20 protein-coding genes are annotated in these 20,901 nt (G+C 66.6%); 11 read left to right on the top strand and 9 right to left on the bottom strand.

Annotated elements, in window-relative coordinates:
* The first annotated feature begins 165 nt into the window (after positions 1–165).
* The 7 genes from DKT70_RS12805 to DKT70_RS12835 all read left to right on the top strand — a co-directional run bounded on the left by DKT70_RS12805 (position 166) and on the right by DKT70_RS12835 (position 6,702).
* A complete protein-coding gene (locus tag DKT70_RS12805) occupies positions 166–1,203 on the top strand; it encodes an ABC transporter substrate-binding protein (protein WP_233490566.1) in 1,038 nt (345 codons plus the stop codon).
* Positions 1,200–2,237: a FecCD family ABC transporter permease gene (locus DKT70_RS12810; protein ID WP_111559508.1), complete on the top strand. Its 1,038-nt coding sequence runs from the start codon at positions 1,200–1,202 to the stop codon at positions 2,235–2,237. Before DKT70_RS12805 ends, DKT70_RS12810 begins: the two co-directional genes overlap by 4 nt.
* Complete coding sequence (locus DKT70_RS12815; protein ID WP_111559509.1) at positions 2,234–2,998, top strand: ABC transporter ATP-binding protein; 765 nt, start codon at positions 2,234–2,236, stop codon at positions 2,996–2,998. Before DKT70_RS12810 ends, DKT70_RS12815 begins: the two co-directional genes overlap by 4 nt.
* A gap of 3 nt (positions 2,999–3,001) precedes the next feature.
* Positions 3,002–3,916, top strand: a complete 915-nt coding sequence (locus DKT70_RS12820) for a DMT family transporter (RefSeq protein WP_233490567.1) — start codon at positions 3,002–3,004, stop codon at positions 3,914–3,916.
* 266 nt (positions 3,917–4,182) lie between these two features.
* Positions 4,183–5,760: a flavin monoamine oxidase family protein gene (locus tag DKT70_RS12825; RefSeq protein WP_111559510.1), complete on the top strand. Its 1,578-nt coding sequence runs from the start codon at positions 4,183–4,185 to the stop codon at positions 5,758–5,760.
* Positions 5,761–5,764: 4 nt separating this feature from the next.
* On the top strand, positions 5,765–6,214 hold the full coding sequence (locus tag DKT70_RS12830; RefSeq protein ID WP_199559593.1) for a c-type cytochrome: 450 nt from the start codon (positions 5,765–5,767) through the stop codon (positions 6,212–6,214).
* Complete coding sequence (locus DKT70_RS12835; RefSeq protein ID WP_111559511.1) at positions 6,211–6,702, top strand: RidA family protein; 492 nt, start codon at positions 6,211–6,213, stop codon at positions 6,700–6,702. The genes DKT70_RS12830 and DKT70_RS12835 overlap by 4 nt, the downstream gene beginning before the upstream one ends.
* A gap of 203 nt (positions 6,703–6,905) precedes the next feature.
* On the opposite strand, the gene DKT70_RS12840 is transcribed toward DKT70_RS12835, so the two are convergent.
* The gene (locus DKT70_RS12840) at positions 6,906–7,658 is read right to left on the bottom strand and encodes an SDR family oxidoreductase (protein ID WP_233490568.1); all 753 of its coding nucleotides are present in this window, start codon (positions 7,656–7,658) and stop codon (positions 6,906–6,908) included.
* Positions 7,659–7,844: 186 nt separating this feature from the next.
* Between DKT70_RS12840 and DKT70_RS12845 the strand changes: the two genes are divergently transcribed.
* Positions 7,845–8,297, top strand: a complete 453-nt coding sequence (locus tag DKT70_RS12845; protein WP_111559512.1) for a DUF1810 domain-containing protein — start codon at positions 7,845–7,847, stop codon at positions 8,295–8,297.
* 22 nt (positions 8,298–8,319) lie between these two features.
* Here the strand turns inward: DKT70_RS12845 and trhA are convergent, their stop codons facing one another.
* The 8 genes from trhA to DKT70_RS12885 form a co-directional block, all read right to left on the bottom strand.
* The gene (gene trhA / locus DKT70_RS12850) at positions 8,320–8,964 is read right to left on the bottom strand and encodes a PAQR family membrane homeostasis protein TrhA (protein WP_233490569.1); all 645 of its coding nucleotides are present in this window, start codon (positions 8,962–8,964) and stop codon (positions 8,320–8,322) included.
* A gap of 277 nt (positions 8,965–9,241) precedes the next feature.
* Positions 9,242–10,642: an SAF domain-containing protein gene (locus DKT70_RS12855; RefSeq protein ID WP_111559513.1), complete on the bottom strand. Its 1,401-nt coding sequence runs from the start codon at positions 10,640–10,642 to the stop codon at positions 9,242–9,244.
* Positions 10,639–12,147 (bottom strand): tripartite tricarboxylate transporter permease, encoded by a 1,509-nt coding sequence (locus tag DKT70_RS12860; protein WP_111559514.1) that lies wholly within the window; start codon positions 12,145–12,147, stop codon positions 10,639–10,641. The genes DKT70_RS12855 and DKT70_RS12860 overlap by 4 nt, the downstream gene beginning before the upstream one ends.
* 12 nt (positions 12,148–12,159) lie before the next feature.
* Positions 12,160–12,675 (bottom strand): tripartite tricarboxylate transporter TctB family protein, encoded by a 516-nt coding sequence (locus DKT70_RS12865; RefSeq protein ID WP_158530046.1) that lies wholly within the window; start codon positions 12,673–12,675, stop codon positions 12,160–12,162.
* Positions 12,676–12,736: 61 nt separating this feature from the next.
* Positions 12,737–13,738 (bottom strand): tripartite tricarboxylate transporter substrate binding protein, encoded by a 1,002-nt coding sequence (locus tag DKT70_RS12870; RefSeq protein WP_199559594.1) that lies wholly within the window; start codon positions 13,736–13,738, stop codon positions 12,737–12,739.
* Between the two features lie 58 nt (positions 13,739–13,796).
* The gene (locus tag DKT70_RS12875; protein WP_111559516.1) at positions 13,797–14,855 is read right to left on the bottom strand and encodes a 4-hydroxythreonine-4-phosphate dehydrogenase PdxA; all 1,059 of its coding nucleotides are present in this window, start codon (positions 14,853–14,855) and stop codon (positions 13,797–13,799) included.
* 57 nt (positions 14,856–14,912) lie between these two features.
* The gene (locus tag DKT70_RS12880) at positions 14,913–16,619 is read right to left on the bottom strand and encodes a dihydroxyacetone kinase family protein (RefSeq protein ID WP_111559517.1); all 1,707 of its coding nucleotides are present in this window, start codon (positions 16,617–16,619) and stop codon (positions 14,913–14,915) included.
* A complete protein-coding gene (locus DKT70_RS12885; protein WP_111559518.1) occupies positions 16,616–17,542 on the bottom strand; it encodes a sugar phosphate isomerase/epimerase family protein in 927 nt (308 codons plus the stop codon). Before DKT70_RS12885 ends, DKT70_RS12880 begins: the two co-directional genes overlap by 4 nt.
* A 155-nt stretch (positions 17,543–17,697) precedes the next feature.
* Here DKT70_RS12885 and DKT70_RS12890 point away from each other — a divergent pair, with 155 nt between their 5' ends.
* The 3 genes from DKT70_RS12890 to DKT70_RS12900 all read left to right on the top strand — a co-directional run bounded on the left by DKT70_RS12890 (position 17,698) and on the right by DKT70_RS12900 (position 20,901).
* Positions 17,698–18,366 carry a GntR family transcriptional regulator gene (locus tag DKT70_RS12890; RefSeq protein WP_111559539.1) on the top strand — a complete coding sequence of 223 codons (669 nt, stop codon included), beginning with the start codon at positions 17,698–17,700 and terminating at the stop codon, positions 18,364–18,366.
* A gap of 275 nt (positions 18,367–18,641) precedes the next feature.
* Entirely contained in the window at positions 18,642–19,523 is an 882-nt protein-coding gene (locus DKT70_RS12895; protein WP_146612639.1) for a LysR family transcriptional regulator, read from the top strand.
* 343 nt (positions 19,524–19,866) lie between these two features.
* A complete protein-coding gene (locus DKT70_RS12900) occupies positions 19,867–20,901 on the top strand; it encodes a TRAP transporter substrate-binding protein (RefSeq protein WP_111559520.1) in 1,035 nt (344 codons plus the stop codon).

Raw genomic sequence — 20,901 nt, forward strand, 5'->3', positions numbered from 1 at the left:
CGGCTTCATGACGAAGCCGCCCTTGGCATGTCCGGGGTCCGCGTAGGTTAATTTTGCTGAAGACACCTTGTCGCGACCGCGGGTGGGGGTGGCAAAACCGCTATTGAGGTCCGGCCACCAATCCACTACTCGGAATCCGACTGTTTATATCAGGAACGGATTGACATGATGCGCACCCCCTGCCTCGCGGCATCAGGCGCCTTGGCCGCAGCCCTTTTGGCCAGCGCGGTGGCCGCCGAACCCACCCAATATCCCCTGACCATCGAAAACTGCGGCCAGCAGGTGACCTTTGAAAAGGCCCCCAAACGTGCGGTGGCCCTTGGCCACAACAGCGCCGAGATCCTGTTCCTGCTGGGGCTGGAGGATCGCATGGCCGGCACCGCCTTCTGGCCGAACAAGGTCCTGCCCGAGCTGGAGGAGGCCAACGCCAAGGTCGACGTGCTGACCGTCGAATTCCCCACGCTGGAGGCGATCCTGGCCAAGCAGCCGGACTTTGTGCCCGCCATGCTGGTGACGCTGCTTGGGCCCGACAGCAAGGTCGCCAAGCGCGAGGATTTCGAAAAACTGGGCATTCCCACCTATCTGTCCCCCAGTGCCTGCAGCACCGTGACCGATACGCAGAACGCCACGGGCAGCAAGGATACCGGGATCTATGGCCTGCGCGAAAGCCTGTGGAACATGGATATGCTGTATCAGGAAATCGACGATCTGGCCCGCATCTATGATGTCCAGGATCGCGGACAGGCCCTGATCGACGACCTGAAGGCGCGCGAGGCCCGCCTGCGGGATGAATTCGCCCGGCGTGACGATCTGACGTTCCTGTTCTGGTTCTCGTCCTCCTCGCCGTCGGATGACGCCTATCTGGCGGGCGGCAACGGACCTTCGGGGTATATCGCCAATCTTCTGGGCGGCTCGAACGCGCTGAAGACCGAGGCCGAATGGCCTGCCTTGGGCTGGGAAGGCATCATGGCTGCCGAACCGACCGTGATCGTCGCGGCGCAGGTCGACCGGGAACGGTGGGCCCTGGACGAGGCCCAGACCAAGATCGATTTCCTGACCAGCGACCCGGCGGTCAGCCAGATGGAGGCCGTCAAGGCGGGACGCATCGCCGTCATGAGCGGTTCGGCGATGAACCCGTCGGTCCATACCCTTTACGGGGCCGAACAACTGGCCCAGCAGCTGCGGTCGTTTGACCTGAAATGACGGATGCCGACGAAAAGGGCGGCGCTGCGCTGCTGCTGCTGCTGCTGCCGTTGGTCCTGGTGGTGCTTGGCTTTGCCATCGCCGTCGCCTCGGCCATCGGCGATTACAGCATCGGGCTGGGCACCGTCTTTCTGGCCGTGACCAACGGGCTGGGCCTGACCGCCGCCGACATCCCCCCCATCGAGCAGAGCGTGGTCTGGGACCTGCGGCTCAGCCGGGCGTTGGTGGCGGCGCTGGCCGGTGCGGGGCTGGCGCTCTGCGGGGCGATCCTTCAGGCGCTGCTGCGCAACGCCTTGGCCGAGCCTTTCGTGCTGGGCGTTTCCGCAGGGGCATCGACCGGGGCGGTTGCGGTGATCGTGCTGGGCATCGGGGCGGGCAGCCTGTCCTTGTCGATGGGGGCCTTCGCGGGGGCCTTTGCCGCCTTTGCGCTGGTGGCGATCCTGTCGAACGGCGCGACCAGCGGGCCGAACCACACCATCCTTGCCGGTGTCGCGGCATCACAGCTGTTCAACGCGCTGACCTCCTATGTCGTCACCACCTCGGGCAATGCCCAGCAGGCGCGCGACGTGATGTTCTGGCTGCTGGGCAGCTTTGGCGGCGTGCGCTGGCCGGATTTCCACCTGCTGCTGATCGTGGTGATCATCGGCCTGGGGGTCTGTCTGCTGATGGCGCGGTCGCTGGATGCCTTCACATTCGGGGACGAAGACGCCGCCGCCCTGGGCGTTCCGGTCGGGCGCATCCGGCTGATCCTGTTCGGGATCACCGCCCTGATGACGGCCACGATCGTCAGCATGGTCGGCGCCATCGGCTTTGTGGGCTTGGTCGTGCCCCATGCCGCCCGCTATGTGGTGGGTCCACTGCATTTGCGGCTGTTGCCGGCCTGCGCATCGGTGGGTGCGGTCTTCATGGTGCTGGCCGACATCGCCTCGCGCGTGGTGGCCGAACAGCAGACCATTCCCATCGGCGTGGTGACGGCCCTTGTCGGCGTGCCGTTCTTTGCCATCATCCTCTATCGCGCCAAGCCGCAGACATGACCGTCATCGCCGAGAACCTTGTCTGGGGCGTCAAGCGCCGCACCATCGTGCAGGACGTGTCGCTGCGCGTTGCCAAGGGCGAGACACTGGGCCTGATCGGTCCCAACGGGTCGGGCAAGTCGTCGCTGCTGCGGCTGCTGTCTGGGCTGAAGACGCCGCAATCGGGCAGCGTCCGGATCATGGATCAGGACATCGCCCGCGTGTCGCGCCGCGCGCTGGCGCGTCAGGTGGCCTTCGTCCAGCAGAACGCCTCGACCGACACCAATGTCTCGGTCTGCGACGTTGTTCGGCTGGGGCGCACGCCGCACCGGTCGGCGCTTTCGGGCTGGACAGCCGCCGATGAGGACGCCGTGATGACCGCCCTGCAGCAGGTGGATATGGCCAAGCGGCGCAGCCAGCCGTGGCAGACCCTGTCGGGCGGCGAACGCCAGCGGGTGATCATCGCCCGCGCCTTGGCACAGGACCCCCGTGTGATGTTCCTGGACGAACCGACGAACCACCTGGACATCCATCACCAGATCGAGATCCTGCGCATGGTCCGCGCATTGGACCTGACCAGCGTCGTCGCGCTGCACGACCTGAACCTAGCGGCCATGTTCTGCGACAAGATCATCGTCCTGCAATCGGGACAGGTGGTGGCCTTCGGCACCCCCGCCGAGGTGCTGACCCCGAGGCTGCTGCGCGACGTCTTCCGCGTCGAGGCCGAGATCACCGCCGGCGCCCATGCCGATCATCCCCATATCCGCTTTGTGACGGCCTGAGCCTTGCAGCCCGCCGCCCCCGTCCCTGCGACCGCCGAACGCACCGAGGCTTTCGGCATCCTGCTGCGCGTGGCGGCGACCCTGGCCTTTGCGGCGATGGGGGGCTGCATCAAGGCGCTTGGGACCACGGTTCCCCTGGGGCAGGTCGTCTTTTTCCGCTCGGCCTTCGCGTTGCTGCCGCTTGTGGCCTTCCTGTGGCTGACGGGTAGCTTTCCCAATGGTCTGGCAACCACGCGCCCCTTGGGCCATGCGGCGCGCTGCCTGATGGGGGCGGCGGCGATGTTCACCTCCTTCGCGACGATCCGGCTACTGCCCCTGGCCGAGGCGACGATGCTGTCATACCTGGCCCCGGCCTTCATGGCGCTGATGGGCTGGGCCTTTCTGGGCGAAAACCTGCACCGGCGACGGATCATCGGCGTTGCCTTGGGCCTTGCGGGCTGCGCGGTGATCAGCCTGCCGTCGATGACGGGCGATCTGCCGGCCGCCGCCTTCGCGGGTCTGGTGCTGGGCGTGACGACCGCCCTGCTGACGGCGGCGGCGCTGATCCAAGTCAGGCGCCTGACGGTGATGGGCGAACAGGCGGGCGCCATCGCCTTCTGGTTCGCCGCCGTTTCGGCGCTGGCGGGGGCGGCAACGCTGCCCCTGGGGTGGACGGTGCCCGACGGACCTCAGCTGATAATGCTGCTGGGGGCGGGTCTGTCGGGTGGCATTGCCCATATCCTGATGACCCTGTCCTTTCGCCACGCCGAGGCCGCCGCGCTGGCCCCCTATGAATACCTGTCGATCCTATGGGCCGTCATCCTGGGCTTTGCTGTCTTTGGCGAAAGCCCCGGTTTGGCCTTCCTTCTGGCCGCGCCCCTGATCCTGTCGGGCGCGGTCACGGCCCTGCCCGGCCGCCGGATGCGCCGCACCCGCTGACCCGGTTCCATCCCCCGACATCGACCCCCGGTAGCGACGTCCTGCAGCCCCACAACTGATAACTGCATTAATCTTTTGCATAATGAGCAAAATTGGCGCAGCCTGAAGTTACGGGAGGCTCGAAGGACCGCGTGGCATTTACAACCGCCGCGCGAAGGTGAACTCCGGCATGAGAGACACGGCAGAAGCCATGTCCGTGGGACCTTCACCAAGGCGCCAAGGCGCGATCGACTGTCCCAAGGCATGCGTAAAGAGGGAGTTGTCACATGACCCAATTCACCAGGCGAAACCTGCTGGGCATGATCGGAACGGCCGCCGGCAGTTCCGCGATGTATTATGCGATGGCGTCGATGGGGCACGCGGCGGCCTCGAACTATGCCGGCCCGATCAAGCTGGATGGCGACCCGAAGGGGGCCAAGGTCCTGATCCTGGGCGCGGGCCTGGCCGGTATGACCGCCGCGCTGGAGATGCGGGCCGCAGGATATCAGGTCGAGGTGCTGGAATATCGCGAAAAGGCCGGCGGCCGCTGCTGGACCCTGCGGTCGGGCGATGAATACACCGAATTGGGCGGCGCCACGCAGAAGGTCGATTTTGCCCAAGGCAACTACATCAACCCCGGTCCCTGGCGCCTGCCGCATCACCATTACGCCGTCATGGATTACTGCAAGCGCCTGAAGGTCCCCCTGGAGCCCTTCATCCAGACCGATTACAATGCCTATGTCCACAGCAGCGACGCCTTCGAGGGCAAGCCGCAGCGGATGGGCAAGATCAAGACCGATTATCGCGGCCATGTCTCGGAACTGCTGGCCAAGGCGGTCGATCAGGGCAAGCTGGACGAGATGGTCACCGAAGACGACCGCGAAATGCTGATCGAGAGCCTGCGCAGCTTCGGCGTGCTGGACGAACAGAACGCCTATGTCAAAAGCCTGGGCACCAGCGGCTATCGCGGATACGAGAAGATGCCCGGAGGCGGTGCGGATGCCGCGCCCGTTCCGTCAGATCTTTACGACCCCAGCCAGGTCATCCAGTCGCGGCTGTGGCGTTCGCTGGCCCAGCATGAATCGCTGGAACACTGGGCGCCGATGTTCCAGCCCGTCGGCGGCATGGACGGCATCGCCCAGGGCTTCGAACGCGAGGTGGGCGATCTGATCACCTACAACGCCAAGGTCGTGTCGCTGCAGCAGGATGACAGCGGCGTCACCGTGACCTGGGAAGACACGGCCGGCGGCGGCACCCGGACCAGCACCGCCGATTACTGCGTCTGCACGATCCCCTTCTCGATCCTGGGGCAGATCGACCACAACCTGTCGGCGGGCCTGTCGAACGTCATCAGCTCGATGTTCTACAACGGCTCGACCAAGGTCGGGCTGGAATTCAAGCGCCGGTTCTGGGAACAGGACGAACAGATCTATGGCGGCATCAGTTATACCGACCAGGCGATCACCCAGATCAGCTATCCCTCGACCGGCTATCAGTCGGACGGGCCTGCCGTCCTGCTGGGATGCTATACGTGGCGGGGTGCCGACACGTTCAAGTTCAACGCCATGCAGCCTGCCGAACGCATCGAATGGGCGCTGCGCCAAGGCGAAAAGATCCACCCGCAATATCGCGACGAATTCAAGACGGGCGTCGCGGTGTCCTGGCACAAGGTGCCTTGGGTCCTGGGATGTTCGGGCGTCTGGGAAGACCGCGAGGCCCAAGGCTATGAAGAGGCGATCAAGGTCGACAACCGCGTCGTCTGTGCGGGCGAACATCTGTCCTACATCCCCGCCTGGCAGGAAGGCGCGATCCTGTCCTCGCTGGACGCGATCACGCGTCTCCATGACAAAGTCATCAACGGGTGAAGCCATGAAAAAGATCGTCTTAGCAATCGCCACCCTTTTGCCGCTATGCGCCGTTCCGGCACATGCCCAACCCGCCCAGATGTCGGCCTATGCCGAGGATACGGTGTTCGGATCGGACGGCTATACCTCGACCGACGGAGAAGAGCTGTACCAGACGCTCTGCGCGGGCTGTCACATGCCCGACGGGTCCGGCGCGGTGGGTGCCGGACGGTATCCGGCCCTGTCGGACAATCCGAACCTGGAATATGCGGCCTATCCCGTCACGTTGATCGTGAACGGGCAGGCCGGAATGCCGGCTTTCGGAACCTTCCTGAACGATGAACAGATCGTCGCCCTGGTGACTTACTTGCAAACCGACCTTGGCAATGATTTCGAACCCGATGCCACCGTCGAGGACGTCGCGATCGCGCGTCCGGCATCCCCAGCAGACCCCAACCGAGCGGAGCACGAATGAAACAGTCCCTGATCGCCATCGCATCCACGGCCCTTCTTCTTGGCACAGGCGCGGCCTTTGCCGATGTCACGCGGCATCCGATCCCCAATTCGGATTTCCCCATCCTGCAGGCAGTCGAGATCCCCGCCGATGCGACTTTGGTCTATCTGAGCGGCACCGTCCCGCAGGTCATCGACGCCGAGGCCGAGGACGGTTCGCCCGAACAGTTCGGCGATACCGCCGCCCAGACCGAAAGCACCTTGGCATCGATCGAGGAAAAGCTGACCGCGCTGGACCTGACCATGGGCGATGTCATCAAGATGCAGGCCTATCTGGTCGCCCCCGACGGCAGCGAGGAGATGGATTTCAGCGGGTTCATGACCGGGTACACCCAGTATTTCGGCACCGAAGACCAGCCGAACCTGCCCACCCGATCGGTCTTTGAAGTGGCCGGACTGGCGAACCCGGCCTGGCTGGTCGAGATCGAAGTGGTCGCCGTCCGACCCTGACACGGCCCCCGGCCAAAGCGTCCTGCCATGCCGGTCAGGCAGCGGCAGGACGCCCTTTTAATGTCGCCCTGCCCCAGGGCCGTGAATGCGCGTCGGCCATTGTCATCACGCCCACTGTGGCGGTGTCGGGGATCCGATGCTCCTTCCGCTATCCGCGCCCAGCATGGCCTTGGCCACGGGCGGCAGCGCCGATCCAAATCGCCTCAGTCGATCAACCCCACGCGCCGTCGGATCTCCTGATCGCGCAGCGAGACCTCCTCGCCCAGAAAACCGTCAGCTTCGGACCCGCACATCCAGACCAGGGTCCTGGCGGGCCATTCGGGCGGCACATGCACGGACCAATCCAGCTGGCTGACCGAATTCACGCCGCTGTCCCGGATGGCGGCCTGCATGTCCGTGGCCACCGTGCCGGGCGACAGGCTGATGGCGCGGATGCCCTCGGCCCGAGCCTCCAGGTGCAGGGATCGCGTCAGCATCAGCGCCCCGGCCTTGCTGGCGCAATAGGCGCTCCAGCCTTCCTTCGGGGCATGTGCCGCGCCCGATCCGGCCGTCAGGATCGTCCCGCCGCCCTGCGCGCGCATCACCGGCAGCGACGCGCGCATACCGTGAAAGACACCCTTCAGATTGACGTCGATGGCCTGTCCCCATTCCTCCGGATCGGCATCCTGAAGCCCGGTGATGGGACCGATCAGGCCGGCATTGTTCACCAGCACGTCCAGCCGCCCGGCCTTGTCACACAAGGTGGCGACGGCCTGTTCCATGTCCCGCGCCCGCGCCACGTCGCCAGTCAGCGCGACGCCCCCGATCTCATCCGCAAGGGCGGTGACGGCCTTTGAATTGCGGGCCATCAGACCGACGACCGCCCCCGCACCGGCGAATGCCCGTGCCGTCGCCGCACCGATGCCGCGGCTTGCCCCGGTGACCAGAACCACCTTTCCCGTCAGATCGTTCGTCATGCCCGTCATTGTCATCCCTGCGTCATCCCTGCCCTGCGTGAAAAAGCCTTGCCCCGGCATCTTATCCGCCCATCCGCGATCATTCCACCATGGGCTGCCCGCCGGTCATGCCGCGCCCCCGGACATGCCGGAACCTGAACCCGGCAGGCGCCATGAACGTTGCCAAGAACAGCAGGAGGAACCGACATGGCACAGCTTTCAGCACCCGACGACTCGCAATCTTTGGATCGGTTCCTGGCGGCGCAGGATGGGACCTATGACGCCGCGCTAGCCGAACTGCGGCGTGGGCGCAAAACGGGTCACTGGATGTGGTTCGTCTTTCCCCAGCTGCGGGGTCTGGGTCAATCGACGACTTCGCATTTCCACGGTATCGCGGACAGCGACGAGGCGCGCCGCTATCTGGCCCATCCGGTCTTGGGACCGCGCCTGGCAGCCTGCGCCGAGGCGATGATGACCCATCCCGGCCTTGATGCGCAGACCATCCTGGGGCCGGTGGACGCGATGAAGCTGCGATCCTCGGCGACGCTTTTTGCCGCGGTTTCCGGAGGCGACGACATCTGGAACCGGCTGATCACGCGGTTTTTCGACGGCGTCCCCTGCCCCCGGACAAGGGCGGTCCTGGAAGCCCGCAACCGGTAGAGCCTTGGGGGCGGTCAGGGCGTCAACTCTGCCCCAGCACGTGAACGACGACGGCCGCGAAGAAGACCGCGCTGGCCGTGACCACGAAAAGATGCCAGATCGTCCGGTGATAGTGAAGCCGCGAAACCAGATAGAAGGCAAAGCCCACCGTATAGAGGCTGCCGCCGATCAGGATCAGCATGAAGGCGCGTGACGACATGTCGCCGAACAACGCGCCGCCCGCGACCGCGCCCGACCATCCCATCACCAGATAGAGCGCGATGGCAGGCGCCCGCCACCTGTCGGGCGCGAAACTGCGCAGTCCCGCACCGGTCAGCGCGCAGCCCCAGATCCACACCAGAAACCAAGCCGCCGGTTGCGGCGCGGCCAGTGCAAAGGCCGTATAGGTGCCCGCGATCTTGAGGTAGATGGCCGAATGATCCATCCGCCGCAGGATGTTGGTCAGGTGTTCGGGATGGGCCATGTTGTAAAGCGCCGAACACAGGATCATCGCGACCAACGTGCAGCCATAGATCGACACGCCCAGCAGCGACAGCGCATCGCTGCCTTGCGCCCAGGTGAAGGTAACCAGGATCGGAACCGCCAGCAGGGCGGCGGTCAGGCCGACCGCGTGGACCAGGAAGTCCGAAAGGGTTTCGGCCTTGCTGTAGGCTGTGCGTTGCGGCATCAGAAGCATCGTCGCGGAATCCTGTGATTGAGACCGCTTAGGCTACACCAGGGCGCAGCCGGTTGAAACACCGGGACAGGCGGGCCGGGCGTCGCGATCGACCGTCGTGCGGGGAAAGCAGGGCAATGGGCCAGCGGTCTTATCGTCGCCTTTAGCATAGCCGCCGCCGAACACGCTGGCGGGCGGGCGGATGGGTGACGGCCGGGGAAAGGATCGCGTTTCTTCCCAAAATTCCAATTTAGGATCAATCACTTGTCCTAAGACCCCGACGCTGCCGTCACGCCCCTGAACCCGCGCCCCAGTCGGTGATGGTGTCCTGCTGTCGGCGAAGGCGCAGCAGGGCCGAGCCTTCGTCCAGCGCCACGTCGGCGCAGAGGATCGGTTGCCCTGCCGCAACGTCACGGCGCAGCGCGCGCCCGGCTGCAAGGTAATAAGGCACCGGCGCATCATCGGCGATCCGAGCCGCGGGTGTCATCCGGCCCGAGACATGGGCGATGGTGTGGTGATGCCCCTCGGCCCGCAGGACGGTGCCGGCGGGCAGGTCGGCATCGGCAAAGGCGGTCAGGTCCACCACCGGGCGCGGGTTGCGGGCGCCCGACGACACGCCATGCAGCGCTGCCTCGAAGACCGTGGTCGCGGCCTCCAGCCCCAGCAGGTGGCGCGGCAGGCCGACCATGGCGGTGCGCCCGTCACGGGACACGACATGGCCCTTGTCGCGCAGCATGTCCCATGTTTCGGCATCGTCGCAGGCGACGGTGACGAAGACGCCGCCAGCAAAGCTGACCTCTTTGGGCAGACGCAGGCAGTGGAACACGTCCAGCCGCCCCTGCCCCGACAGAAGCCCACCTTGGTCCGTCATCAGGTCTGCGACCTCGGGGATGCGGGCAATGGGGGCATGCAGGTCGGCACGGTCGGGAGAGAACCCCAGGGCATTGGCGACCAGCGTCAGTTCGCACAGGTCGGGCACGGCGCGCTGCGGCAGGGCACGCAGCGCGCGGCCACGGCCCGCCGCGACCGCGGCCCAAGGCCGATCCGCGGGGTCCAGCCAGGCGGACAGGTCGGGGGCGGCAATCGCGCGACCGTTACTGATCACCTGCCCCGTATCGGGATCGAAGACGAAATCATATTCGCTGGATTTGCCCGCCGCGATGATCTGCAAGCCGATGACTTGTGCCCAAGTCGCAAGCCCGATCAGCAGGCTGGGCTGATCACCGTCCACCGGTGCCACGACCACGCCCCGGTCGCGGGCCATGCGCGACAGGATCGGGCCCACCACGCTGTCGGTCTCCTTGGTGACCATGACGACGTGATGCCCGGCTGCAATCGCCATTTCCGCATGGCGTGCGCCGGCCTCGGGGTCGCCGGTGGCCTCCAGCACAACGTCCAACGGCAGGGACGCCACAGTGGCCAGATCGCCCGCGGCGATCCAGTCGCCGGCCTCCCAGGCCGCCCGCGCGCTGGCGGCATCGTCGCAGACCGCGATCCGCACGGGGTCCACTCCTACGGATGCCAGCGCCGCCGCCGCCTTGGCGGCATCGCGGTCCACCGCGACGCGGCAGGCCAGCCCGTCCACGCGACGCGCCTGCGCCAGAAAGCTGCTCCCGAACCCGCCGGTGCCGACGATCGCGGTCTGAACGGTGCGCCCCTGTCGGGCGGCAAAATGGCCAATCAGGTTCATGCGACCACCTTGCGGTTGCGGCGCAGGCTGAGCGCCAGGCCAAGCGTCTTGGGCAGGATAAGCAGCGCCAGCGCCACCATCATGATCCCCGTCACCAGCGGATTGGCAAAGAAGATGCCAAGCGATCCGTCCGACAGCAGCATCGATTGGTGGAACGCGTTCTCGGCCTTGTGACCCAGAACCATCGCCAAGATCATCGGTGCCAGCGGATAGTCCAGCTTGGTGAACAGAAAGCCCACCAGGCCAAAGACCAGCACCAGCCACAGATCGAACGTCGCCCCGGACACCGTGTAGGCGCCGACGAAACAGATCGCGACGATCATCGGCCCGATGATGGTGAACGGAATGCGCAGCAGCGCCGCGAACATCGGCACGGTGGCCAGCACCAGGATCACCCCCAGCAGGTTCGACACGTACATGCTGGCGATCAGGCCCCAGACGAAATCGGGCTTGGTGGCGAACAGCATCGGCCCCGGAGTCAGGCCCCAGATCATCAGCCCGCCCATCATCACCGCCGCGGTGGCCGATGACGGGACGCCCAGAGCCAGCATCGGCAGCATCGCGCAGGTGCCCGCACTGTGGTCGGCGGTTTCGGGCGCCACGATCCCCTCGGGGCGACCCGACCCGAAGGCCGCGCCCTGGCGCGACGCCTGGCGGGCCACGCCATAAGACATGAAGCTGGCCGCCGTGGGTCCGCCCGGCGTGATGCCCATCCAGATGCCGATCAGGCCCGAGCGCAGGGTCGTGGCCCAGTATTTCGGCAGCTCGGCCAGGGTCTTCAGCACATCGCGCAGGTCTATCTTGGACGACACGCCGCGAAACCGCAGCCCCTCCTGCACGGTGGCCAACAGCTCTCCGATGCCGAAGAGGCCGATCACCACCACCAGGAAGCTGATCCCGCCCAGCAGGTCCGAGAACCCGTAGGTCAGGCGGATGGACCCGGTCACGCTGTCCATGCCCACGGATGTCAGGATCAGGCCGGTCGTCAGCGACACCAGCGTCTTCATCGGGGCGGCGCTGCCCATGCCGATGAAGGCGGCGAAGGCCAGGAAATAGACCGCGAAATATTCGGGCGCACCGAAGCGCAGCGCGAATTGCGACGCCCAGCCCGCCAGCAGGGTGATGACCAGAATGCCCATCAGCGCGCCCACCCCCGCCGACACGAAGGCCAGCGTCAGCGCGCGCGTCGACTGGCCGTTTCGCGCCATCGGATAGCCGTCGAAGGTGGTGGCGACCGATGACGGTTCCCCCGGGATGTTGAACAGGATCGACGTGGTGGACCCGCCGAACAGCGCGCCCCAATACATCGATGTCAGTAGAATGATGGCCGATGTCGGGTCCAACGCGAAGGTCAGCGGGATCAGCAGCGACACCCCGTTGGGCGCGCCCAGCCCCGGCAGCACGCCCACGACCAGTCCCATCAGCACACCCGCGACCATCAGCATCAGGTGCATCGGGGTGATGGCCACGGAAAACCCGTGCATCAGCAGATCGAAATTGCCCATTGTCGCGGCCCCTTAATAGATGCCCAGAAGCGGCTCCAACGGCCCCTTCAACAGCGGAATCTGAAAGATCGTTTCGAAGATCAGGTACAGGCTGACGGCAAAGGCCGCGCCGATCGCCAGGCCTTTCCACAGGCGGAACCCGCCCTGACGCCACGCGGTCAGCCCGATATAGAAGGTCGCCGCGACGTAAAAGCCGACCGTCAGCATGCCGATGACGAAGGCCGTCATCGCGCCCAGGAAGGTGGCGATGCGGATCAGGTTCTGGCGCGGCAGAAACGGCTCCTCGGGGTCGTCCAGGGGGTCAGGGGGCGTGCGCTGTGCCTTGAGATGCGCGGCGACGGCGCCGCCCAGGTTCCACAGGCTGGCCCCGATAAGGACAATCGCCACCCAGAAGGGGAAATAGCCCGGCTGCGGGCCATGATCGCTCCACCCGGTGCCCAGTTCGGCGGCGCCGATGATGGCCGCCACGCCCAATGCGCCGGTGGTGATTGCCGTACCGATTTCGGCATGAAAACGTCTGACGGTCATGACCCTCCCTTTCCCCATGGGCAAAAGGGGCACCCGGACGATCCCGGATGCCCCGATGCGCTTATTGCGCGGCGGCGGTGACCCAACCCTCGGCCTCGAAGACGGTCACGGTCGCGGCCTCGTTCTCCTCGATGAAGGCGGTCAGATCATCGCCTGTCAGCACCGCCGCAGTCTGCGAGGTCTTGGCAAGGTATTCCTGCCATTCCTGGGTCTCGGCGACGCGGGTCAGGGCGTCCTGGTAATAGGCCAGCACCTCGGGGTCCGTGCCCGCGGGCAGCCAGACCGTCCGCGGCATCTGGTACCGCTCGATATCCAGCCCCTGCTCGGCGCAGGTCGGGATGTCGTGCCAGCCCATGTCGCCGCTGACCGGCTCGGATTCCGCCATCCGTTCGGGCGAGAACACGCAGAGCGGACGGATCGCGCCCGCCTGCCACTGGCCGATATTCTCGTTCGGGTTATTGACGTTCGCGGCGATATGGCCGCCGGCCAGCTGCACCCCAACCTCTCCGCCGCCGTTGAAGGGGACGTATTTGAAATCGGCCCCGGTGGTCTGTTCGATCAACGCGACCAGCGTCTCGTCGGTGTCCTTGGACTGGCTGCCACCAAAAACGATAGTGCCGGGTTCCGCCTTTGCGGCCTCGATCAGTTCCATCGAGGTCTGCCATGGGGCGTCGGCCTTGACCCAGATCAGGAATTCGTCCAGCGCCAGGGCGGCGACGGGCTGCAGGTCCTCGGCCGAATAGGCCAGCTGGGCCACATGGGGCAGCAGATAGACGTTGTTCGTCCCGAAGATCAGCTTGTGCGGATCGGCGGCGTTCTGGCGGGCATAGAGGAACGCCTCGGCCCCCGAACCGCCGCCCTTGTTCAGCACGACCATGTTCTGGTCCAGGATGTCGTTGCGCGTCAGCGCGGCCTGGATGGTGCGGGCGAAATTGTCGGTCCCGCCGCCGGCACCCGATGCCACGATGAATTCCACCGGGCGTTCGGGCGTCCATTCGGCCAGCGCCGGGACGGCGGCGGCCAACAGGGCGGTGCCTGCGATCAATGCGGTCTTGATGGTCATTCTCTCTCTCCTCCCAAAGATGATGCGACCCGCTTGCGGCGGGAAGAAGACCGGGCGCCTATTCGGCGACCAGAAATGTCGGGGCGACCTCTGCCTGCGCCCAGCCTGCGGGCAGCGCGCGCGGCGTGCGGGCAGGGTTCAGCGCGGCCAGGTCGCGGCCAAGGCGCGCGGCGGTCAGCGTCGCGCCCAGATCGGCGCGCCCCTGCCCCGCGATGTCGAAGGCCGTGCCATGCGCGGGCGTCACGATCGGAAAGCCGTAACCCGCGATCAGCGTCACGCCACGGTCAAAGCCCATCAGCTTCATCGCGATCTGGCCTTGGTCGTGATACATGGTCAGTACCGCGTCGAATTCGCCGCGAATGGCGCGCACGAAGACCGTGTCGGACGGGATCGGCCCCTTGGCGTCGATGCCCATGGCCACGGCCTGTGCCACGGCGGGGGCCAGGATCTCATCATCCTCGTGGCCGAAATTGCCGCCGTCGCCCGCATGGGGGTTCAGCGCCGCGACGCCGATCCGCGCGCCGGGCTTGCCCGCCCCGGCCATCACCTCGGCCGTCAGGCGCAGGCTGTCCAGGATGCGGTCGGTGGTCAACGTGTCGGCCACCTTGCGCAGCGGAATGTGGCTGGTCACGCGGGCGTTCCAGACTTCCTCCAGGACGTTGAACTCGCGCCCGCTGCGATCGGCGTTCAGCACCGCGTCGATGAAGCCGATCTCGTCGACATAGCTGGGCCGGGCCAGGCGCATCGAATGCTTGTTGAAGGGCGTGAACATCGCCGCATCGGCGATGCCCGCCCCCGCCAGCTGCAGCACGCAGCCGAAATTCTGCAGGCTGGCCGCGCCGGCATGGGCGCTGGATTGGCCCAGGGTCATGCCGTCCACCGCGCAATTTTCCAGATCCAGCAGCACATGGCCCGGCGCCATGTCAGGGCCGACCTGATCGGCGCCGATCCGCGGCAGGTCCAGCGTGACGCCCGCATGGCGCGCGCCCATCTCCAGCACCCGCGCATCGCCGACGACGATCACGTCCATGGCCTTCATGTCGTCATGGGCCAGCAGTTTCGCCGCCAGTTCCGGGCCGACGCCCCCGGCATCCCCCAAGGCCAAAGCAATGCGCATGTCTCTCTCCGTCTGGAATGATGTTTCATGGATGGCGCGATGTCGCGCCGCCCGAATTCAGCGGGCCAGCACTCCGGCCACGACCCTTGCGCACAGCGCCAGCGAGATCGCGCCCGCATCGGGATGCCCGATGCTGCGTTCCGCCAGCGGACGGGCTCGGCCAAGGCGCGGCGTCAGGTCCGCCGTGGCATCCGCGGCCGCGGTCGCCGCACGGGCGGCGGCCTCCCAGGCGGTGGCCAGCGCCGCGCCTTGCGCGACCTGCGCCTGCAGCGTGTCGACGAAGGGCGCAAAGGCATCGACCAGCGTCTTGTCGCCGGGCCGCGCGCCGCCCAAGCGGGTCACTGCGTCGATCCCCGCCCGCGCCCCTGCGGCCACGCGGGCCGCATCGGGCACATCCGTATCGCCCAGCGCCTGCCCCCAAGCACGCAGGGCCACGCCCCACAGGGCACCCGACGTGCCGCCCGCGCGATCCGCCCAGGCGTCGCCCGCCAGCGACAGGACGGTGCCCGCGCCCGCGCCCTGCGCCGCCGCATCGCGTGCCGCAACGGCGGCTGCCGCAGACCCGCGCGCCATGCCCTGGCCGTGATCGCCGTCGCCCGCGATGGCGTCGATGCGGCCCAATTCTGCCTCTGCCTCGGCCAGCGCCCGGGCCAACCGCGCCACGATGTCGGCCACGCAGCCGGCCTGCTCCGCACTGGCGGGTTCGCCGCACGGAACCGCTGCGATGGCTGCCCCTTCGCGGGCCACCTGACGCGCGCCCTGGGCAGCCACGGTCCCCTTGCGGAAGGCGGGTGTATCGGCGGGCGCGCGCCACAGATCGGCCAGCGCATCGTCCAGCCACAGGATCGACAGAGAGCATCCCTCCATGTCCAGGCTGGTCACGAACTCTCCGATCTCTGGGGCGATGACGGTCAGGCCGGCGTCGGTCATCAGCCCGGTCAGGTGATGCCAAAGGACGAACTGCTCCTCGTATTTCGTGCGGCCAAGACCGTTTAGGACCACGGCCACGCGGCCGTCATGGCCTTGGGGCCGTTCGGCCAGCAGCGGGTCCAGCAGCATCCGCGCCAGATCGGCGGCGGGCATCAGGTCCCGCGTCGCGAGCCCCGGCTCACCGTGGATGCCCAGGCCCAAGGCGACCTGCCCTTCCGGGACGGTGAACAGGGGCGCCCCCTGGCCCGGCAGGGTGCAACCGTCGAAGGCCAGCCCGAAAGACACGGTCCGCGCATTGGCTCGTCCGGCGACATCCATGACCGCGTCCAGGTCCAGACCCGCCTCGGCCGCGGCACCGGCGATCTTGAAGACCAGCAGGTCGCCAGCCACGCCCCGCCTGCGCGCCGCGTCGTTCGCGGGCGCACTGGCCACGTCATCGGTCACAGCCAGGATGCGCGCATCAATCCCCTCGGCCCGCAGACGCTCGGCGGCGGCGCCAAAGTTCAGCACGTCACCCGCATAATTGCCGAACCCCAGGATCACGCCTCCGCCCAGATCGGCCGCCCGAGCCACCCCGGCCACCGCGCTGGTCGAGGGTGACGCGAACACGTCCCCCGCCACCGCCCCGTCGGCCAGGCCCGGACCGACATAGCCCAGGAATGCCGGGTAGTGCCCCGACCCGCCACCGACGACCAAGGCCACCTTGCCCGGTGCCCCGGCATAGGCGCGCAACGCGCCGTGCGGGACGGGAGTGACGCGGTCGGCATGGGCGGCACAGAACCCCGCCAGCGCGGTCGCGGCGAAATCCTCGGGGCGGTCCACGATCTTGGTCATGGCAGGGTCCTTCTTTGCGCCAGGATGCGGCGGATATAGTCGCGGTTCTCGGCGCAGACCCCCAGCCCGTCGCCGCCGTAATGCTCGACCAGGAACGGGCTGGCGAAACCCTGGGCCAGCGCGGTGTTGATCGCCGCGCGCCAGTTGATCGTGCCGCCCATCATGGGCGCGGGATGGGACAGGATGACCCCCGACGGGTCGGTCATCCGGTAGTAATTCTTGACGTGCCAATAGCCGGCAAAGGGCGCGCACAGCGCGATCATCTCCGCCCAGGGCTGCACGGGCCGATGCAGGCGGATCAGGTTGCCGATGTCGATGTTCAGCCGGACCGACGGGTGGTCCACATCGGTGACGAAGGCGACGGCGTCGGGGGCGCTGCCCAGATAGGTGTCCTCGTACATCTCCAGCGCGACCTGGATGCCGCGATCGGCGGCGTGGCGGCCCAGATCGCGGATGCGGGCGAGGGCCAGGGCGCGGGTGGCGGGGTCGTCGGGGTTCGTCATCCCTGGCTCGGTCCAGAACCACAGGGCGGCGCGCTGCGCATCGCTGAGCGGACCAAACAGACCAAAGCTGACATGCCCTGCGCCCAGATCGGCGGCGCAGTCGATGACGCGGTGGCAATAGGCCAGGTGGTCGTCGCCATGCACAGGGTCGATGACACTTCGCCTTGAGGTCGAGATGGCCGGAACGGTCAGCCCCAGGTCATGGCAGATCGCCATGAACCGCGCCCGCCCGGCATCGTCCAGATCGGCCAACCGCAGCCAGCTGTCGGTCGGATCGACCGCGTCGAAGCCCGCTGCGGCCACTTGCCCCAGATCCCGCGCCCATGCATCCGGCCCGGCCTCGTGCACCGTGGCGAACGGGATCATCGCACAGGCGATGGGCCAGTCCTGCGGCGTCCAGTGCAGCATGTTCCCCGACATCGATCCCCTCCCGAATCACGTCCCCGGTTCTTGCTAGCATGGACAAAAACTCGTATCAATAATTCTGTATACAGAACACAAAACGCAATGTTGACTTGCCCCCGTCCCCGTCATAGCCAGAAGAAGACGCGCCAACGGAGACGCCGGTGACCGACATGCCTGACACAGATGCCCGCATCGAACGCCTGCCCTTGCTGGACGCGATCCTGTCGCGGCTGCGCGACATGATCATCGAAGGGCAGCTGCCTCCCGGCACCCGCCTGAACGAGGGCCAGATCGGCCAGCAGCTGGGCGTGTCCCGCACGCCGCTGCGCGAGGCGATCAAGTATTTGGCCTCCGAAGGACTGGTCGAACTGGTCCCGTCGCGCGGCGCCGTGGTCAAGCAGTTCGGCGCGCGCGAGGTCCGTGACATGTTGGAGGTGATCCGCATCCTGGAACAACAGGCCGGCATCATCGCCTGCACGCAGGCGACGGATGCGGGCATCGCCGAAGTGCGCGCCCTGCATGACCAGATGCTGGACTGCTATGCGCGCCGCGACCGCATGGCCTATTACAAGCTGAACCAGGCGATCCACACGGCCATCGTGGCACTGGCCGACAACGGGGCGCTTTGCGAGGTGCACGCCCGGCTGCAGACCCGGCTGAAGCGCATCCGCTTCATCGGGCATGAAGGCGCCGACAAATGGGCCGGCGCCGTGGCCGAGCACGAACAGATGATCCTGGCCCTGGAGGCGCGCGAAGCAGAGGGGCTGTCGGAAATTCTGGGGCGCCACCTGACATTGGCGTGGGATCGGGTGCGCGCCGAGTTCGATGCCCCGTCATGACAGCGGTCGCGAAAAGGACCCGAAGGTGCGGTCCCGCAGGCCCTTTGCCTGACAGTCTGCGCGATCTTACGGTGGGCGGTTCAGCCGTTCCGTCATCATGATGCCAAAATCGAAGCCGGTGGTCGGACCAGCGACCTGTGAAGGGTTTGCGGCCTTCGTTTTCGGCCGGCATCGGGCTCATCGGCAGGGCGCCCGCTGGCCGACCCTTCCCGCCCTGCATCGTCCCGTCGAAAGATCCGCTTGACCACCGCGCGGCATCCCCGTCTGATCGCGCCATGTTCGGTTTTCGAGACATAGAGATCATCCGCGCCATCGTGCGGCAGGGCGGCTTTCGGGCGGCGTCCGACGATTTGGGATTGGCGCAATCGGCGATTTCAAGACGCGTGCGCCACCTTGAGGACCGCATGAAGATCGCGATCTTCGAACGCGACGGGCGCGGTGTTCGGTTGACGGCCGCAGGTCGGCGCCTGTGCGACGAGGCCGAGGTCCTGGTGGCCCAGCGCGACCGTATTCTGGAGGAGCTGACCCAGAACGTCATGGCCGGGGTCGTGCGTCTGGGGGTCGCCGAGACGATGACCCACACGGTCCTGCCCCGGATGCTGACGGATCTGCGCGCCCGCCACCCCCTGCTGCGGTTCGAGATATCGGTCGATACCTCGGACCAGATGGGCACGCTGCTGGCGCAGGACGGGCTGGACGTGGTCATCATGCTGCGCGATCAGGCGCCGCGCGGGATCATCCTGACCGCCTTGCCGCCGGTCACGCTTGGCTGGTTCGGATCACCCGCCCATTTCACCCTGCCGAACCCCGCCGGCATCGACGACCTGTCCAGCCTGCCCATCGTGTCCTTCCCGAAATCGAGCCTGCCGCATCGGCAGGTCGTCCAGCTGCTGTCGCCGGGACGCCGACAGGTGGCGGCCGTCCACGGTTCGGCATCTCTTGCGACCGCGCTGCATCTGGTGGGGCAAGGCTTTGGCATCGGCACCATACCCCATGACATCGTCCGGTCCTGGCCTCATGCGGGGCTGGAGGAGATCCGCGTCCGGTCCGAGGCGCGCCTGCCGGATCTGGATTTCGCCATCTGCTACTCTCCGGAACGCAATGAGAAGATCGGTCGGGAAGTGACCCGCGCCGCGGTGGCTGCGGCGCGAAACTGATCGCCAAAGAAGATCATTACTGACAATATCTGAACTGTTGTTCGTGCTTTCCCTTGGCTGCACACTCTTTCGTGACCCGCGAGAGAATTGTCGATGACGCTTCTTGTCCCTCCCTGTCCGCAAGATTTCGCGCACCCCGCGAAGGGATTGGGGCATTCGCAAGACGGCAGGCATCGACAAAACGACAGGGTCACGACGCCGGCTGCTGCAAGGATCCGCCTGGCCAAGGGCGCCCGCCAAAGGGTCCCCATGCCCTGATCAGGCCGCGACCGCGCGCCGCCATGGCGTCAAGAAAACCAAGGATCTGAACCCAATCAGAACAAGAAACCGACAGGAGAGAACGATGAAAACCACTTTGGCACTGCTGATGACCGGAACGCTGATCGCCACCCCTGCCCTGGCCGAGGAACTGGCCGTCGTGGGTAGCTGGTCGAACCTGCCCCTCTATCAGGATTTCGAGACGCCGTTCTGGACGGAGCGCCTGCCCGAAATGACCGACGGCGCCCTGACGGCGCAGTTGACCAGCTTTGACCAGATGGGCATCGCGGGTGCGGATGTCTATCGGATGCTGGGCGATGGCGTCTTCGATATCGGCGCGACCGTGGCCGATTATACCGTGGGCGATGCGCCGGAACTGGAAGGTCTGGACGTGCCGTTGGTGGCCAGCGACGCGGACAGTGCCCAGGCGATGGTCCAGGCGGCCCGTCCGATGGTCGAGGACATCATGCGCGAACGCTTTGGCGCGCAGGTGCTGGGCATCTCGCCCTATCCGCCGCAGATGGTGTTCTGCCGGGGCGAGATCACCTCTCTGAACGATCTTGAGGGCAAGAAGGTCAGGGGTTCGGGGCGCATGACCACCATGTTCCTGGAGGCCTTGGGCGCCGAAGGGATCAACATCGCCTTTTCCGAGGTGCCCGGTTCGCTGGAACGGGGCGTGATCGACTGCGCGGTGACCGGCGCCGGTTCCGGTTTTTCGGCCGGCTGGTGGGAGGTGTCGGATCATTTGCTGACCCTGCCGCTTGGCGGATGGGACCCGGTGGTCATCGCCATGAACGCGGATCGCTTCGACGGCATGACCGAGGAGAACCGGACCGCGCTGCTGACCGCCGTGGCCGAGGGGCTGGAAGCCCCGGCGTGGCAGGCGGCCCAGGGTGGTCTGGACAATGACCTGGCCTGCCTGACCGGCAGCGACGCCTGCGAGGGGGGCAGCGATGCCTCGATGACGGTGGTCGAGGCCAGCGAGGATGACGTTGCCCGCGCCCGCCAGATCCTGACCGACGAGGTCCTGCCCGATTGGGCGTCGCGTGCAGGCGGTGACTGGGCCGCGCGCTGGAACCAGACGGTCGGCCAGACGGTCGGCCTGTCCATCCCGCAGTAA

Origin of the sequence: Paracoccus sediminilitoris, assembly GCF_003259195.1 — a bacterium.
In the GTDB taxonomy this organism is placed as follows: domain Bacteria; phylum Pseudomonadota; class Alphaproteobacteria; order Rhodobacterales; family Rhodobacteraceae; genus Paracoccus; species Paracoccus sediminilitoris.

Excerpts from the sequence above, each read along its gene's own strand:
- DKT70_RS12805 (WP_233490566.1), top strand. The coding sequence starts at position 166 with ATGATGCGCACCCCCTGCCTCGCGGCATCAGGCGCCTTGGCCGCAGCC.
- DKT70_RS12855 (WP_111559513.1), bottom strand. The coding sequence starts at position 10,642 with ATGAACCTGATTGGCCATTTTGCCGCCCGACAGGGGCGCACCGTTCAG.
- DKT70_RS12890 (WP_111559539.1), top strand. The coding sequence starts at position 17,698 with ATGCCTGACACAGATGCCCGCATCGAACGCCTGCCCTTGCTGGACGCG.
- DKT70_RS12870 (WP_199559594.1), bottom strand. The coding sequence starts at position 13,738 with ATGACCATCAAGACCGCATTGATCGCAGGCACCGCCCTGTTGGCCGCC.
- DKT70_RS12865 (WP_158530046.1), bottom strand. The coding sequence starts at position 12,675 with ATGACCGTCAGACGTTTTCATGCCGAAATCGGTACGGCAATCACCACC.
- DKT70_RS12885 (WP_111559518.1), bottom strand. The coding sequence starts at position 17,542 with ATGTCGGGGAACATGCTGCACTGGACGCCGCAGGACTGGCCCATCGCC.
- DKT70_RS12845 (WP_111559512.1), top strand. The coding sequence starts at position 7,845 with ATGGCACAGCTTTCAGCACCCGACGACTCGCAATCTTTGGATCGGTTC.
- DKT70_RS12830 (WP_199559593.1), top strand. The coding sequence starts at position 5,765 with ATGAAAAAGATCGTCTTAGCAATCGCCACCCTTTTGCCGCTATGCGCC.
- DKT70_RS12880 (WP_111559517.1), bottom strand. The coding sequence starts at position 16,619 with ATGACCAAGATCGTGGACCGCCCCGAGGATTTCGCCGCGACCGCGCTG.
- DKT70_RS12840 (WP_233490568.1), bottom strand. The coding sequence starts at position 7,658 with ATGACGAACGATCTGACGGGAAAGGTGGTTCTGGTCACCGGGGCAAGC.
- DKT70_RS12815 (WP_111559509.1), top strand. The coding sequence starts at position 2,234 with ATGACCGTCATCGCCGAGAACCTTGTCTGGGGCGTCAAGCGCCGCACC.
- trhA (WP_233490569.1), bottom strand. The coding sequence starts at position 8,964 with ATGCCGCAACGCACAGCCTACAGCAAGGCCGAAACCCTTTCGGACTTC.
- DKT70_RS12875 (WP_111559516.1), bottom strand. The coding sequence starts at position 14,855 with ATGCGCATTGCTTTGGCCTTGGGGGATGCCGGGGGCGTCGGCCCGGAA.
- DKT70_RS12900 (WP_111559520.1), top strand. The coding sequence starts at position 19,867 with ATGAAAACCACTTTGGCACTGCTGATGACCGGAACGCTGATCGCCACC.
- DKT70_RS12810 (WP_111559508.1), top strand. The coding sequence starts at position 1,200 with ATGACGGATGCCGACGAAAAGGGCGGCGCTGCGCTGCTGCTGCTGCTG.
- DKT70_RS12835 (WP_111559511.1), top strand. The coding sequence starts at position 6,211 with ATGAAACAGTCCCTGATCGCCATCGCATCCACGGCCCTTCTTCTTGGC.
- DKT70_RS12860 (WP_111559514.1), bottom strand. The coding sequence starts at position 12,147 with ATGGGCAATTTCGATCTGCTGATGCACGGGTTTTCCGTGGCCATCACC.
- DKT70_RS12895 (WP_146612639.1), top strand. The coding sequence starts at position 18,642 with ATGTTCGGTTTTCGAGACATAGAGATCATCCGCGCCATCGTGCGGCAG.
- DKT70_RS12825 (WP_111559510.1), top strand. The coding sequence starts at position 4,183 with ATGACCCAATTCACCAGGCGAAACCTGCTGGGCATGATCGGAACGGCC.